This is a genomic window from Micromonospora sp. WMMC415 (assembly GCF_009707425.1).
Lineage (GTDB): Bacteria > Actinomycetota > Actinomycetes > Mycobacteriales > Micromonosporaceae > Micromonospora.
This window is the reverse complement of the sequence record NZ_CP046104.1, coordinates 1,416,244-1,430,277: the sequence shown is the minus strand read 5'-3', so window position 1 is coordinate 1,430,277 and position 14,034 is coordinate 1,416,244. Positions and strand designations below refer to the sequence as shown.

At 73.8% G+C, this 14,034-nt stretch carries 13 protein-coding genes and 1 riboswitch; of the genes, 6 read left to right on the top strand and 7 right to left on the bottom strand.

The features are described 5' to 3' along the window. Nucleotides 1–3: 3 nt before the first annotated feature. Nucleotides 4–972 (top strand): Gfo/Idh/MocA family protein, encoded by a 969-nt coding sequence (locus GKC29_RS07020; protein ID WP_155330048.1) that lies wholly within the window; start codon nt 4–6, stop codon nt 970–972. 61 nt (nt 973–1,033) lie between these two features. On the opposite strand, the gene GKC29_RS07015 is transcribed toward GKC29_RS07020, so the two are convergent. The 3 genes from GKC29_RS07015 to GKC29_RS07005 form a co-directional block, all read right to left on the bottom strand. Next, complete coding sequence (locus GKC29_RS07015) at nt 1,034–2,038, bottom strand: inorganic phosphate transporter (RefSeq protein WP_155330047.1); 1,005 nt, start codon at nt 2,036–2,038, stop codon at nt 1,034–1,036. Nucleotides 2,039–2,042: 4 nt separating this feature from the next. Continuing rightward, entirely contained in the window at nt 2,043–2,669 is a 627-nt protein-coding gene (locus tag GKC29_RS07010) for a DUF47 domain-containing protein (RefSeq protein WP_155330046.1), read from the bottom strand. A 117-nt stretch (nt 2,670–2,786) separates the two neighbouring features. Beyond that, nucleotides 2,787–3,782: a PPK2 family polyphosphate kinase gene (locus GKC29_RS07005; protein ID WP_230688945.1), complete on the bottom strand. Its 996-nt coding sequence runs from the start codon at nt 3,780–3,782 to the stop codon at nt 2,787–2,789. Nucleotides 3,783–3,915: 133 nt separating this feature from the next. Between GKC29_RS07005 and sigJ the strand changes: the two genes are divergently transcribed. Next, complete coding sequence (sigJ, locus tag GKC29_RS07000; RefSeq protein WP_155330045.1) at nt 3,916–4,881, top strand: RNA polymerase sigma factor SigJ; 966 nt, start codon at nt 3,916–3,918, stop codon at nt 4,879–4,881. 52 nt (nt 4,882–4,933) lie between these two features. Here the strand turns inward: sigJ and GKC29_RS06995 are convergent, their stop codons facing one another. Next, nucleotides 4,934–5,440, bottom strand: a complete 507-nt coding sequence (locus tag GKC29_RS06995) for a DUF402 domain-containing protein (RefSeq protein WP_155330044.1) — start codon at nt 5,438–5,440, stop codon at nt 4,934–4,936. Between the two features lie 127 nt (nt 5,441–5,567). Here GKC29_RS06995 and GKC29_RS06990 point away from each other — a divergent pair, with 127 nt between their 5' ends. Then, a complete protein-coding gene (locus tag GKC29_RS06990) occupies nt 5,568–7,679 on the top strand; it encodes an ATP-dependent DNA helicase (RefSeq protein ID WP_155330043.1) in 2,112 nt (703 codons plus the stop codon). Nucleotides 7,680–7,695: 16 nt separating this feature from the next. Here GKC29_RS06990 and GKC29_RS06985 read toward each other — a convergent pair whose 3' ends face one another. After that, nucleotides 7,696–8,991, bottom strand: a complete 1,296-nt coding sequence (locus GKC29_RS06985; protein WP_230689046.1) for an AI-2E family transporter — start codon at nt 8,989–8,991, stop codon at nt 7,696–7,698. Nucleotides 8,992–9,169: 178 nt separating this feature from the next. Between GKC29_RS06985 and GKC29_RS06980 the strand changes: the two genes are divergently transcribed. Together GKC29_RS06980 and GKC29_RS29495 are read left to right on the top strand one after the other, a co-directional pair. Further along, the gene (locus GKC29_RS06980; protein ID WP_155330041.1) at nt 9,170–9,508 is read left to right on the top strand and encodes a co-chaperone GroES; all 339 of its coding nucleotides are present in this window, start codon (nt 9,170–9,172) and stop codon (nt 9,506–9,508) included. Between the two features lie 126 nt (nt 9,509–9,634). Beyond that, on the top strand, nt 9,635–9,802 hold the full coding sequence (locus tag GKC29_RS29495) for a hypothetical protein (protein ID WP_196255831.1): 168 nt from the start codon (nt 9,635–9,637) through the stop codon (nt 9,800–9,802). A 25-nt stretch (nt 9,803–9,827) separates the two neighbouring features. Here the strand turns inward: GKC29_RS29495 and GKC29_RS06975 are convergent, their stop codons facing one another. Continuing rightward, on the bottom strand, nt 9,828–11,276 hold the full coding sequence (locus GKC29_RS06975; protein ID WP_155330040.1) for a PrsW family intramembrane metalloprotease: 1,449 nt from the start codon (nt 11,274–11,276) through the stop codon (nt 9,828–9,830). A gap of 65 nt (nt 11,277–11,341) precedes the next feature. After that, nucleotides 11,342–11,463: riboswitch (SAM riboswitch) on the top strand. A gap of 44 nt (nt 11,464–11,507) precedes the next feature. Here GKC29_RS06975 and GKC29_RS06970 point away from each other — a divergent pair. After that, on the top strand, nt 11,508–12,770 hold the full coding sequence (locus tag GKC29_RS06970) for an aminotransferase class V-fold PLP-dependent enzyme (protein ID WP_155330039.1): 1,263 nt from the start codon (nt 11,508–11,510) through the stop codon (nt 12,768–12,770). 9 nt (nt 12,771–12,779) lie between these two features. On the opposite strand, the gene GKC29_RS06965 is transcribed toward GKC29_RS06970, so the two are convergent. Beyond that, a complete protein-coding gene (locus GKC29_RS06965) occupies nt 12,780–13,985 on the bottom strand; it encodes an aromatic acid exporter family protein (RefSeq protein WP_196255896.1) in 1,206 nt (401 codons plus the stop codon). Nucleotides 13,986–14,034: the final 49 nt, after the last annotated feature.

Genomic DNA, 14,034 nt, shown 5'->3' with positions numbered 1-14,034 from the left:
GCCATGACTCGATGGGGCATCCTCGCCACCGGCCACATCGCCGGGCGCTTCGCCGAAGACCTCCGGCTGGTACCGGGCGCCGAACTGGTCGCGGTCGGTTCACGGACGGCCGAGAGCGCGGAGCGGTTCGCGCGCCGGCACGGCGTACCCCGGGCGTACGCCTCCTGGTCGGAACTGGCGGCGGACCCCGACCTGGACGTGGTCTACGTGGCCACCCCCCACGCCGCCCACCACGAGGCCGCCCTGACCTGCCTGCGGGCCGGGCGCGCGGTGCTGCTGGAGAAGCCGTTCACGCTCGACCTGGCCACCAGCCGCGAGCTGGTGGAGACGGCGCGCGCGGCCGGTGTCTTCCTGATGGAGGCCATGTGGATGCGGACGAACCCGCTGATCCGGCGGGTGTGCGAGCTGGTCGCCGACGGGGCGATCGGCACGGTCACGAGCGTGCGGGCCGACTTCGGGGTGGGCGGCCCGTTCCCGCCGGAGCACCGGATGCGGGCCCGCGCCCTCGGCGGCGGCGCGCTGCTGGACCTCGGGGTGTACCCGATCAGCCTGGCCCACCTGCTGCTCGGTGTGCCGGACCACGTCCACGCCTGGGCGAAGATCAGCCCGGAAGGTGTGGACGAGAACACCGGGATCGTCCTCGGGTACGAGTCGGGGGCGGTCGCCACGCTCAGCTGCGGCATGGTCGGCGTGACGCCGCTGACCGCCTCGATCACCGGTACCGGCGGCCGGATGGACCTCCCGGAGCCGTTCTACCGGCCGGGGTTCGTGACCGTGCACCGGGCCGGCGCCGAACCGGAGACGATCGGCGCGGAGCTGGTGGGCAACGGCTACCAGGACGAGGCGGCCGAGGTGCAGCGCTGCCTCGCGGAGGGCCTGCTGGAGAGCCCGCTGGTCCCGCACTCGACGACGCTCGAGGTCATGGCCCTGCTGGACGGCATCCGCGCCCGGATCGGCGTCGAGTACGTGTGAACGTGTTAGGAAGGGCCCCTTGCACAACGCGAGGCGTTAACAAGGGGCCCTTCCTTACACCTCAGCTGAAGAGGGGGCGGGCCAGGAAGTACATCAGGGCGCCGATGGAGCCGGCGGCGGGGAAGGTCAGGACCCACGCGCCGATGATGTTGCCGGCGACGCCCCACCGGACGGCGGAGAGCCGCTTGGTGGCGCCCACACCCATGATCGCCGAGGTGATCGTGTGGGTGGTGGAGATCGGCGCGCCGAGCACCAGCGCGTTGAAGTACAGCACCGAGCTGGCGACGGTCTCCGCGGCGAAGCCCTCCGGCGGGCGCAGGTCGATGATCTTCCGCCCCAGCGTCCGGATGATCCGCCAGCCACCGGCGTACGTGCCGGCGGCGAGGACGGCGGCCGAGGTCCAGAACGCCCACTCCGGGATGAAGGTGGCGTCGTCCTGGTAGCCGCCGACGTAGAGGGCGAGCACCACGATGCCGATGGTCTTCGCGGCGTCCTGCATGCCGTGGCCGACGGACATGGCGGCGGCCGAGGCGGTCTGCGCCCAGCGGAAGCCCCGGTTGAGCTTGCCCGGGTGCCCCTTCCGGAAGATCCACTGCACGGCGATCATCACGATGTAGCCGAGCAGGAAGCCGACCATCGGCGACAGGATCATCGGGATGATGACGCTCTCGCCGATGCCGGTCCACAGCACCGTGCCGGACGCGGCGATGGTCGAGCCGACCAGGCCGCCGATGAGGGCGTGCGAGGAGGACGACGGCAGGCCGAAGTACCAGGTGATCAGGTTCCAGACGATGGCGCCGATCACACCGGCGAACACGATGCCGAGGCTGGCCTGGCCGGTGGGTAGCTTGACCAGCCCGCTGCCGACGGTCTTGGCCACCTCGGCGCCGAAGTGGGCGCCGATGAAGTTGCCGACCGCCGCCATGGCCAGGGCCACCCGGGGTGTCAGCGCCCGGGTGGAGATGCTGGTCGCGATCGCGTTGGCGGCGTCGTGGAAGCCGTTGGTGTAGTCGAACACCAGCGCCACCGCGATCACCGCCAGCACGGCGATGAGTTCGGGACTCACAGGATCAGGACTCCTTGACCGCGATGGTCTCGACGGTGTTCGCCACGTGCTCGAAGGCGTCGCAGGCGGCCTCCAGCTCGTCGGCGACCTCCTTCATCTTCAGCACGGTCAGCGCGTCGTACTCGCCGGAGAAGAGGCGGACCAGCAGCATCCGGTACGCCTGGTCGCCGTCGTTCTCGAGTCGGTTGCACTCGATCCAGTAGTCCTCGAGGGCCTTCATGGTCTTCAGCCGGGGCATCGCCTCGGCGGTCAGCTTCGCCTGCTGGTCGAGGACGTTGACCAGCTCGTGCATCTCCCGCGGCAGCGAGGGGAGCTTGGTCAGGCCGTAGAGGTAGAGCAGGTTGCCGACCGCCTCCAGGTGGTCCATCACGTCGTCCAGCTGGGAGCCCAACCGGTAGATGTCCTCCCGGTCGAACGGGGTGATGAAGGTGGAGTTGATCTTCTTGAACAGCTCGTGGGTGATCTGGTCGCTGTCGTGCTCGACCTCGGTCAGCCGCTCGCTCACCGACTGCACCTCCACACCGGGGAGAGCCAGCTCGTTGAGGAGCTCGGTGCCCCGCACCAGGTTGTGCGCGGCCCTGGTGAAGAGCTCGTAGAAGGCGCCCTCGTTCGGGCGGAAGGAAAACTTCACAGCCGGGACCTCGTCGTGTCGGTGGAAGGGTGGTGGCCGCCCCGGGGGCGCCCGCCTGGGAATGCTAGGTGTCCCCGGATCAAGGAATTCGCCGGCCTACCACTGGCCAGGCGGCATTCACTGCTCGTTCACCTTCCGTTCACCTTCATTCGTTTCCTCAAACCCCAACAGCCGCTCCCGTTCCCGCTGGACGTCGAAATCGGCAGCCGGATACCCGAGAGCGAGAGTGTCGAACGTCTCACGCAACAGGTGCGCGACCGCCCAGTCCCGGTACCACTTCCGGTCAGCGGGCACCACGTACCAGGGCGCCGCGTCCGTGCCGCACCGGCTCAGCGCCTCCGCGTACGCGCTCTGGTAGTCGTCCCAGCGGGCCCGGGCGTCGATGTCGGACGGGTCGTACTTCCAGTGCTTGCGGGGGTCGTCCAGGCGTTGCAGCAGCCGCCGGCCCTGTTCGTCGTACGAGATGTGCAGCAGCACCTTGACCAGGGCCATCCCGGCGCCGACCAGTTCCCGCTCGAAGGCGTTGATCTCGTCGTACCGGGCCCGCCAGGTCGCCTCCGGCACCAGCGACTCGACCCGGGCGACCAGCACGTCCTCGTAGTGCGACCGGTTGAAGACGCCCACGTACCCCGGCGGCGGCAGCGCCCGCCGGATGCGCCACAGGAAGTCGTGCCGCAGTTCCTCGGGCGTGGGCGGGCCGAACGACCGGATGTGGAGGCCGAGCGGGTTCATCGCGCCGGCCACCCGCTTCACCGTGCCGTCCTTGCCACCGCAGTCCATCGCCTGGAGCACGAGCAGCACCCGGGGCGCACCCGCCGCCCCGGCACTCGCACCCGCCACGGCCTCCGTACCACCCGAAGCTGCGGCCGCCGCGCCGGCCCGGGCCTTCGCGGTGGCGAACAGCATCTCCTGCCGGCGGGCCAGATCGTCACCGAGCAGCCGGACCTGCGCCCGGGCCCAGCCCTTGCGGTCCTCGCCCGTCACCGCACGCCCCGGCAGCCCGGGCGTCGACCCCGGATCGACCGCGCCCAGACCATCCGGGCCGACCCGCAGGAGGTCCCGCATCGGCCCGTCCACGGGCGGCACCACGTCGACCTCGTCGATCCCACTCATCCCCGGATCATCACCCAGCTCACCCCGGAGCGCTCGACGAGCGTTCCGCTCGGCGGAACACGTGTCACGATCGGGTCGGCCGGATCGTCCTGGGGGCGGGAGAATCGATGTCCGCGGGGAGAGAGGCGGGCGCGTGACGGATCTGGTGACCGAGTTCGAGGCCGAGCGGGGGCGACTGACCGCGGTCGCGTACCGGATGCTCGGCAGCCGCAGCGAGGCCGAGGACGCGGTGCAGGAGACCTGGCTCCGGTACGCGGCCGTCCTCGCCGACCCGGCGGCCCGCGCCGAGATCCGCCAGCTCGGCGCCTGGCTGACCACCACCTGCGCGCGGATCTGCCTCGACGTGCTGCGCTCCGCCCGGGTACGCCGGGAGGCGTACCCCGGTCAGTGGTTGCCGGAGCCGGTGGTGACGCCGCTCGACGCGCCTCCCCGCAGCGACGGATTCGCCCCCGACCCGGCCGAGCGGGCGGTCCGCACCGACCAGGTCGGCACCGCCCTGATGGTCGTACTGGAACGGCTCAGCCCCGAGCAGCGGGTCGCGTTCGTGCTGCACGACGTCTTCGCCGTCCCGTTCGCCCGGGTCGCCGAGGTGCTCGGCACCACGGACGCCGCCGCCCGCCAGTTGGCGTCCCGGGCCCGCCGGGCCGTCAGCGCTCCCGAGGCGCCCCGGCAGACCGCGGACGCGGCCGAGCAGCGCCGCGTCGTCGAGGCGTTCGCCGCCGCCGCCGAGTCCGGGAAGCTGGACGCGCTGCTGAAGGTCCTCGCGCCGGACGTGGTGCTGATCGGCGACGGCGGCGGGCACTTCCCGGCCGGCACCAGGCCCGTGTACGGCGCCGACAAGGTCGGCCGCTTCGTCCTGGGCGTGTTCGGCCAGGCCGGCCGTTACGGCGCCACCCTGCGGACCCGTCCGGTGCTGGTCGACGGGGTGCTCGGGCTCCAGTCGGAGACCGTCTTCCGGGACGGGCGACCGCTGCGCATCGTCAGTGCCCTCGCCGTGGAGGACGGCCGGGTCACCGGCATCTTCAACCAGCTCAACCCGGACAAGCTCCGCGACCTGGCGCCGCTCGGGCCCGAGGACACCTGGCCGCCACGCTGGTGACGCCGCCGCGGGCCGGCACGGTCCTGGCCGGCCGGCACCCGCCCCGGCCGGCTCACACGACCAGGGCGAGCCACTTCCGGTACGAGGTGGCGAACGGCTCGGTGCCGTCGCCGAGCGCGCCGAACAGCCAGCGGGCCGCCGCCTGCGCCTCGACGACCACCTCGTCCGGGTAGCCGAACCGCTCGCGGTGCTCGGCGAACTCGTCCTCGTCCCGCAACTCGACCAGGCCGGTGCCGCGCCGACGCACCACGTCGAGGTCGAGGTCGATCAGGTGGACGGTGTCGTCGTCCTCCCAGCGGGCCGGGCTGGCGATGTCGCAGTAGACCTCACTGGTGCGCGGCGGCGGGTTGAACATGCCCGTCCACCAGGCGTGGTGCGGCACCAGGAGCACGAACGGGATCTGCTCGACGGAGGGGCGGCCGTGGTAGACCGAGGGGGTGCCGGCCGTCACCCCGAGCCAGACGCCGAGGTCGTCCTCGGTCAGCCGGCGGGCCGGGTAGTCACGGTGAGCGCTGCCGTCGTACTTGCGGTAGATCACGCGGACCACGTCGCTCGGCATGTCTGGCACCCTAGCCGATTCGGCTCAACGGACGCGGGAGGGAAGTAACCGGGCACGGCCGTACCGTGACGACGCCACGCCGCCCCGGCGGACGCCGCCTGTCGGCGGCGACGGGTACCGTCGCACGGTGACCCCGCCCCGCACCGCCACCGGCCCCGCCAGCCCCTCGTCCCGTTCCGGTGGCCGGCGGTCGGGTGCCCGGGCGACCGCTGCGGAGCTGCTCGCGGCGGCGGTCGGCGCGGTCCCCGGCGGCGCCGCGCGACCCGGCCAGCAGGAGATGACCACGGCGATCGAGGCGGCCGTGGCGGCCCGCGAGCACCTCCTGGTGCAGGCCGGCACCGGCACCGGCAAGTCGCTGGCGTACCTGGCGCCCGCGCTGACGGTCGACGGCCCGGTGGTCATCTCGACCGCGACCCTGGCGCTCCAGTCCCAACTCGTCGACCACGACCTGCCCCGGCTGGCCGACGCGGTCGAGCCGCTGCTGGGCCGGCGCCCCACCTTCGCCGTGCTGAAGGGGCGCCACCACTACCTCTGCCTGGCCCGCCTGGACAGCTCCACCGAGGAGGACCCCGGCGACACCCTCTTCGACGCGCCCCGGCCCGCCGGGGGCACCAAGTGGCTCGGCGAGGCGGGCCGGCTCGGCAAGCAGGTCCAGCGGCTGCGCGACTGGGCCGAGAAGACCGACACCGGTGACCGCGACGAGCTGGATCCGGGCGTCGACGACCAGGCCTGGCGGCTGGTGTCGATGCCGGCGCGGGAGTGCGTGGGCGCCGCCCGCTGTCCGTTCGGCGCCGAGTGCTTCGCCGAGGCGTCCCGGGCCCGGGCCCGGGAGGCCGACGTCGTGGTGACCAACCACAGCCTGCTCGCGGTGGACATGCTGGCCGGGCGGCAGATCGTGCCGCCGCACAAGCTGCTCGTCGTGGACGAGGCGCACGAGCTGGCCGACCGGGTCTCCTCCGCCGCCCAGGCGGAGCTGGTGCCCGAGCTGATCGACCGGTCCACCCGGCGGGCGCGGCCGCTGTTGCGGCCGGAGACCGCCGACGCGCTCACCGCCGCCGGCGACGCGCTGGCGGTCGGGCTGGCCGAGGCGCCGGCCGGGCGGCTCACCGCCGGGCTGCCGGGCCCGCTGCGGGAGGCGTGCACGCTGCTCGACGCCGCCACCCGGGCCGCGCTCGACGCGATCGGGGACGTCAAGGCCGACGACTCGGACCCGGTCCGCAAGCAGCAGGCCAAGGCGGCGCTCGACGAGCTGTCGACCACGGCGCAGCGGCTGCTGGAGGAGGCCGACCACGACGTGGCGTGGGTGGAGCGGAACGACGCCAGCGGGCGGCGGGCGCTGGTGGTCGCCCCGCTCTCGGTGGCCGGCACCCTCGCCACCCACCTGTACGAGGAGCGCACCGTCGTCGCCACCTCCGCGACGCTGACCCTGGGCGGGCGCTTCGACACCGTGGCCCGGGCACTCGGCCTGGACGTTCCCACCACACCGCCCTCACCGGCCGCCGGCGCGCTCGCCACCGCCGCCCGCGGGGGACGCGCCGCCGAGCCGGCCGCGCCGGTCACCTCCGGGCCCGGCTGGCGGTCGCTCGACGTGGGCTCCCCGTTCGACTACGCCCGGCAGGGCATCCTGTACGTCGCGGCACACCTGCCCCGGCCCAGCGCCTCCGGGCTGCCGGACGCCGCCGGCGAGGAGCTGCTCGGGCTGGTCGAGGCGCTCGGTGGGCGTACGCTCGGGCTCTTCTCCTCCCGGCGGGCCGCCCAGCAGGCGGCGGAGCTGCTGCGCGCGCGCACCGACCTGCCGGTGCTGCTCCAGGGCGAGGAGGCGCTGCCGCTGCTGGTCCGCCGGTTCCGCGAGGAGCGGGCGAGCTGCCTGTTCGGGGTGATGTCGCTCTGGCAGGGGGTGGACGTGCCCGGCGACTCCTGCCAGCTGGTGGTCATCGACCGGCTGCCCTTCCCCCGGCCGGACGAGCCGCTCGCCGCCGCCCGCGCCGCGGCGGTGGACGCGACCGGCGGGTCGGGGTTCGCGGCGGTGAGCGTGCCGATCGCCGCCGTCCGGCTCGCGCAGGGGGTCGGCCGGCTCATCCGGGCCACCGCCGACCGGGGCGTCGTCGCGGTGCTCGACTCCCGGCTGGAGACCGCCCGGGGGTACGGCCCGTTCCTGCGCCGGTCCCTGCCCCCGTTCTGGTACACGACCCGCCCCGACGTGGCCCGCGGCGCCCTGGAACGCCTCGCGAGGTCCTGACCGGCCCCGCCCCCGGTCAGGGGGCCTGGCTCGCCACCACGACGGCGTCGGGTGGGGTGTCCGGGACGGTACGGGCGGCGAGCCGGCGGACGGCCGTGTTCAGCACGGCGATCAGCGGAACGGCGACCAGCGCCCCGGTGATCCCGGCCAGCACCACACCGGCGGCGATGCCGACGATCACCGCGAGGGGGTGGATGGCCACCGCCCGTCCCATGATCAGCGGCTGGAGCACGTGCCCCTCGAGCTGCTGCACGCCGATCACCGCGCCGAGGATGATCAACGCGGTGATCAGGCCGCTGTCCACCAGGGCGACGAGCACCGCGACGCCGCCCGACAGCGTGGCGCCGACGATCGGGATGAACGAGGCGAGGAAGACCAGCGCGGCGAGCGGGAACGCGAACGGGATGTCGAAGACGACCAGGAAGATCCCGATGCCGACCGCGTCGATGAAGGCGACCAGCACGGTGGCGCGGACGTACGCGCCGAGCGTCTGCCAGGACGCGCGGCCGGCGTCGTCGACCTTCCAGCGGGCACCCACCGGCAGCAGCCGCACCAGGAAGCGCCAGATCCGGTTGCCGTCGCGGAGGAAGAAGAACGTCGCGAAGAGGACCAGCACGGTGCCGGTCAGCACCTCGGCGAGGGTGGCGGCGGTGGAGAGCGCCCCGCTGGTGAAGGTCTGGGTGTTGCTCTCGACCCAGGCCTCGGCCTCGTCGATGTAGGCGTCCAACTGGCCGTCCGAGAGGTGCAGCGGCCCGGTCTTCAGCCAGTCCTGGATCTGCCGTACGCCCTGGGAGGACTTCTCGCTCAGCTTCGGCACGCCCTGGATGAACTCGTTGACCACCAGGGTCAGCGTGCCGATCACCCCGGCGAGCCCGCCCACCAGCACCACGGCGGTCGCCAGGGACCTCGGCAGTCGCGCCCGCAGCAGCCAGCCCACCGCCGGCGCGAGCAGCGCCGACAGGAGCAGGGCGATGGCCAGCGGAATGATGACGATCCGGATCTGGCCGACGATCCTCAGCAGTGCCCACGCGACGATGCCGATCACGATCAGCCGCCACGACCAGGCGGCGGCGATGCGCAGCCCGTGCGGTACGTCCGCGTCGTCGCGGCTGGTCGTCGAGTTGTGCAGCGCGGCCGGCTGTTCGGCACCGACGACGGTCGCCGCCGGAGGCGCCACCGGGCCCGGCGAGGCCGGCGAGGCGGTGCCGGCCGGCTCGGGCACGTCCTGCGTACGGCGGGCCTCGGCTGCCGCGCGCCGGGTGCGCACCGACTCCCGGCCCGACTGGTACGCGCGGCGGAGCTGTCCGCGCATCCGCTCGAAGCGGCTCAAGCGCACCTCCTGGGGAGAAGCCGTCACCGGCCGGGGCGTCAGGTCGGACAGGATACGTCCGACCCTGCCACCGTAGGGCAGATCCGCCACACATTGCCCCCACCCACCGCCGCGTAACCACGCCGGAGCCGGCCGGGCGGCACACGGTAGCGTCTGCGACGTGACCGCCGACAAGGATCTCGACTCCGGCCTGCCGATCCGGCTGCTGCACGATCGCGTGCTGGTGCGCATGGAGGGCGGCGAGGGCGAGCGCCGCTCGACCGCCGGCATCGTGATCCCGGCGACCGCCGCGGTCGGCAAGCGCCTGGCCTGGGCCACCGCCGTCGGCGTGGGGCCGAACGTCCGTTCGATCGTCTCCGGTGACCGGGTGCTCTTCGACCCGGACGACCGCTCGGAGGTCGAGCTGCACGGCCGCGGTTACGTGCTGCTCCGCGAGCGGGACGTGCACGCCGTCGCCGCCGAACGCGTCGAACCGGACTCGACCGGCCTCTACCTCTGAAGCCTGCGTCGAGGTCCCCGGTCGAGCCGGTCCCGCGGGCCGGCCGGGACGCCGACCCGGCCCCGGGGCCGTTTGCGCTGCTCCTTCCCGGGAAGCCAGCCGCACCAGCGGCCCTGGGGAGGGACGATGCCGGAGTTGATCAAGAAATTGCTGTTCTGGGGCTTCATCGCGTTCTTGATCTATTTCATGGCGTTCCGGCCCGAGGGCGCGGCGGAGATGTTCAAGGCGATCGGCGCCGGCCTGGTAGCGATCTTCCAGGGTTTCGGGGACTTCCTCACCAGCCTGATGACCTGAGCGCCGGCGCTCCGCCCCGGGCGGCTCAGTGACCGGCGTGCGGCCACGGAGCCGGCGGGCGGACGCCGTACCAGCCGGGCGGCGGGCCGTAGCCGGGCGGGAAAGCGGGGGGTGGCGGGGCCAGTACGACGGGAATCGGGACGACCGGCTCGTCCGGGGCGTCCACGGGTCGCTGGGAGCCGTCCGGGAAGCGCAGGTGGTACCGGTGCCCGTCCCAGACGCCGACCGGCGCCTGCGGATCCCGGCCCACGAAGTACGCCCGGTAGCCGGCGATCGTCTGGAGCAGGTGCCGTTCCTCCGCGGCCGCCCGCTCCCGGTCGACGGGCCGGCGGTCCAGACCGCGCCGCATCTCGTCGCGGAGCAGCGCGAGCCGGGTCGCCGCGAACTGGTACCCGCGCATCGCCTTCAGGCCCGCGTCGCCGCTTACCCGCTTGGCCCACACCCGGGCCGCGTGCCGGCGCCCGAGGCTGCTGAGCGCCGCCACCTCCGGCGGGGTGAGCCAGCCGGCCCGGACGTAGTCCGGCAGGGTGCGCTCGGTGAGCCGCCCCTCCCAGGACCGTAGCCAGACGGCGAGCCCCACCATGCCGAAGAAGATCGGCACCATCACGCCGATGAAGCCGTACAGCAGGATCAGCGGCTGGCCGGTGGCCTGGGTGAGGGTGGGCAGCAGGTTCCAGGCGCCGTGCAGCATCATCGCCAGCAGCAGGCCGGCGACCGGTGCGAGCACCCGTACCCGCCGGTCGGCCGCACGGGCGGCGATGCCGAGGCCCACGCCGGTCATCGACGTGAAGAGCGGGTGGGCGAACCCGAAGAGCAGGATCCGCACGATGAAGATCGCGATGACCTGCTGCGTCCCGGTCGCCGGGCCGTACCGTTCCACACCGGTCGCGTACCCGTAGCCGCCGAGGTACAGGATGTTCTCCACCATGGCGAAGCCGATCGCGGAGAGCCCGCAGTAGACCAGGGCGTCGGTGATGCCGGAGAACTCCCGGCGCCGGAAGATCAGCAGGAGGATCGGCCCGAGCGCCTTGGTCAACTCCTCGATGAACGGCGCGACCAGCACCGCGGTGAGCGTGGTCGGGAGGTTCAGCCGCTCGAACGAGTCGGCGGCGAAGTTGTTCACCGTCAGGGAGGCGGCGGTGGAGACGAACGCCCCCCAGGCGAAGCAGAAGATCAGGTACTTCAGTGGCTCCGGCTCGTACCGGTCGAGCCAGAGGAAGCAGGACACCAGCACCGGAACCGGCAGGACCGCCGCGATGACCCCGATCAGCAGCGCCTCGCCGCCGAGGCTCTCGCCGAGGGTCCAGACCATGAAGACCGCACAGCCGGCGATGAAGAGGATCACCACGGCCAGCACCAGGGCGCGTACCCAGCTGACCCGACGCCGGGGGGCCTTCGTCAGGCCCTCGGCCGGCGGGGGGACAGGGGCGGCGGTCGGCGGCGGCGGGGCCGCGCCGGGCGGGGTGTCGGCCATGCCGTCAGCGTAGTCACCGCCGGCCGGCCGGACCGGCCGCACCGGGGACCGCTATGCTGCCGGCAGGTCACGAGCGCCAGCGTCAAGCCCCGGCTTGCTGGCCGGCAACCCTCGTCGAGGTTCGCGGTGGGGTGCCCCGGGTGATGACCGGGCCCGGCCCGATCCGTGTGCTGGGCAAGCGCGGACCCCGCCCGTGTGCCCACCCGGGGTCCCTGGACCCGGAGGTGCCGCATGACCCTCACTCTCGTACCCCCGCCGGTGCCGTCGCGGGCGGCGGCCGGGCCGCTCGACGTGCTCGGCGTACCCGGTCAGATCAACCTCGACTACGCGGCCACCGCGCCCTGCGCGCGGGCCGCGGCCGACGCGGTGGCGGAGCTGCTGCCCTGGTACGCGAGCGTGCACCGGGGCGCCGGGGCGCTGTCGCGGCGCTGCACGCTGGCCTACGAGCGGGCCCGGCAGACGGTCGGCGACTTCGTCGGCGCCCGGGCGGACGACCACGTGGTCTTCACCCGGAACACCACGGACGCGCTCAACCTGCTGGCCCGGGCGCTGCCGCCCGGGGCCACGGTGGTGACGTTCGGCGGGGAACACCACGCCAACCTGCTGCCCTGGCCGCGCGGCTCGGTACGGCTGCCGGTGCCGGAGGACCCGGCCGGGGCGGTCCGCGCGCTCGACGCCGCCCTCGGCGAGCTGCGCCGGGGCACCACCCCCGACCGGGACCTGCCGGTGCTGGTCGCGGTGACCGGGGCGAGCAACGTGACCGGCGAGCGGTGGCCGGTCGCCGAGCTGGCCCGGGTGGCCCGCCGGCACCGGGCCCGGATCGCGGTGGACGCCGCCCAGCTCGCCCCGCACGCCCCCGTCGACCTCCACGTTCTCGACGTCGACTACCTGGCCGTCTCCGGCCACAAGCTGTACGCGCCGTTCGGCGCGGGCGTCCTCGTCGGGCGGGCCGACTGGCTGGACGCGGCACCGCCGTACCTGGCGGGTGGCGGGGCGACCAGCCACGTCGGGGCGGCCACCCACGACGTCCGGTGGGCGACCGGGCCGGCCCGGCACGAGGCCGGCACCCCGAACCTCCTCGGCGCGGTGGCCCTCGCCGCGGTGTGCGGCGCGCTCAGCGGAGCCGACCGCGCCGCGCTCCACGACGCCGAGCAGGCGCTGCTGGCCCGGCTGCGCGACGGCATCGCGGCGCTGCCGCACGTGGTGGAGCTGCGCACCTTCGGCCCGGACGCGCCGCGGGTGGGGATCGCCTCGTTCGTGGTGGCCGGCCGGGACTCGGCCGAGGTCGCGGCCCACCTCGCCGCGCATCACGACATCGGGGTACGCGACGGCCTGTTCTGCGCCCACCCGCTCGCCCGCCGCCTGCTCACCGAGGCGGCCGGGCGCAGCGGCCGGCGTGACCTGCCGCCGACGGCGCTCCGGGCCAGCATCGGCCTGGGCAGCACCGAGGAGCACGTGGACGCGCTGCTCGCCGCGCTCGCCACGCTGGGCTGAACCCTCCGGTCAGCCGATCGGCGGGGCGGTGGGCGGCTTCGGGCCGCCCTCCGCCGGTTCGGCCGGCCGCCCCGGCGACTGCTCCAGCTCGCCGAAGGACCTACGGATCCAGCGGTTCGCCTCCTCCTGGCTGATGCCGGAGGCGACCAGCAGGTCGCTCGCGGTGGTACGCACCTGCGCGACCACCACGCTGCCGGAGAAGCCCACGCCCTCCGCGTACGCGCGGCCGGCCTCGCTGACCGCGCGCAGTGACCGCTCGCGGGCCTTCTCGGCCTCCTCCCCGACGGCGAACTCGTGCTTGAGCAGCCGCACCGACTCGGCGAGGTGGGCAACCGCGTCCGGCATCGGGTCGGGGATCGGCTCCTCGTCCTCGATGAGCGTGACGGCGCGCCGGATCAGGGTGCCGCTGTTGCGCATCGCGCGGTCGATCGGGTCGGCCGCCTCCGAGTAGTGCGCGAGTTCGTTGCGCCGGTGCCAGCGCGCCGGCGACAGCATCGCGGTCTCCTTGGCGCCCTCGATCGCCTCGCCGAACGCGGCCAGCTCCTCCTTGTTGTCGCGCAGCCGTTCCAACGCCCGCTGGACCTTGTCCCGGTCCCGTTCGCGCAGCCCGTCGGCGGCGCCGTCGAGCTGCGCGGCGAGCAGGTCCAGCGCGGGGCGGGCGGCCCGGTTGAGCACCCGCAGCGGGTTGAGCGGCAGCAGCAACGCGGTGACCAGCAGGGCGATGCCACCGCCGACGAACGCGTCGACGAACCGGGGTATCTCCAGGTTCTCCGTCTGCGGGCTGAGCGTCACGATCAGCACGGCGGTGGCCGCCGCCTGGATGACGATGGCCACGCTGGCCCCGGCGAAGACGGTCAGGATGATCGCCGAGGTCACGACGAGGCCGAGCTGCCAGGCGCCGGTGCCCAGCAGGTAGATGAGGAGGTCGCCGAGGGCCACCCCGACCGCCACCCCGACGATCAGCTCGACCGTCCGCCGGAACCGCTGGCCCACCGAGACGGCCAGGGTGCCGACCGCCGAGATCGGCGCGAAGACGGGCTGCGGGTTGCCGAGCAGCTCGTGCGCCGCGAGCCAGGACAGCCCGGCGGCGAGTCCGGCCTGGACGGCGAGGCCCATCGCCATGCGGACGCGGTGCAGGCGGTCGTGCAGGGTCGCCTTCCCACGGTGGTGCAGCTGGTTCACCGCCTCGGCGATCCGCGCGCCGTCGACGTCCACGCCGCCGCCGCGCAACCCGAACCGTTGCGCCATCGAGGGTCGGTCGTTC

Coding starts and splice junctions, on each gene's coding strand:
- GKC29_RS06970 (WP_155330039.1), top strand. CDS start 11,508: ATGACCCTCACTCTCGTACCCCCGCCGGTGCCGTCGCGGGCGGCGGCC.
- GKC29_RS07020 (WP_155330048.1), top strand. CDS start 4: ATGACTCGATGGGGCATCCTCGCCACCGGCCACATCGCCGGGCGCTTC.
- GKC29_RS06975 (WP_155330040.1), bottom strand. CDS start 11,276: ATGGCCGACACCCCGCCCGGCGCGGCCCCGCCGCCGCCGACCGCCGCC.
- GKC29_RS07005 (WP_230688945.1), bottom strand. CDS start 3,782: ATGAGTGGGATCGACGAGGTCGACGTGGTGCCGCCCGTGGACGGGCCG.
- GKC29_RS29495 (WP_196255831.1), top strand. CDS start 9,635: ATGCCGGAGTTGATCAAGAAATTGCTGTTCTGGGGCTTCATCGCGTTC.
- GKC29_RS06995 (WP_155330044.1), bottom strand. CDS start 5,440: ATGCCGAGCGACGTGGTCCGCGTGATCTACCGCAAGTACGACGGCAGC.
- GKC29_RS06985 (WP_230689046.1), bottom strand. CDS start 8,991: ATGCGCGGACAGCTCCGCCGCGCGTACCAGTCGGGCCGGGAGTCGGTG.